At 42.5% G+C, this 214-nt stretch carries 1 protein-coding gene; it reads right to left on the bottom strand.

Annotated elements, in window-relative coordinates; translation table 11 throughout:
* The coding region (locus A3738_RS30940; RefSeq protein WP_197473778.1) for a DUF6160 family protein at positions 1–214 on the bottom strand (214 nt) is incomplete at both ends.

Consider the following 214-nt stretch of genomic DNA (forward strand, 5'->3'; position numbering starts at 1 on the left):
ATCATGCCCCCCCATTCGAATGCCTTGCAGTAATAGAAAACCAGCATCTTTATACGCAAACTCGCCAATCTCATAGCGTGCCTCGACGTCAATAGTCAATCCAGCTTGACCAGTAACGTTTTGCAAATCTTGATCTTCTAACTTTATGAACTCAGCGTTTGCCCCATTAGAAATTGCACCAATTGCAACAACTAAACTGAGCCTATTAAACGTG

It is taken from the genome of Oleiphilus sp. HI0066 (assembly GCF_001635725.1).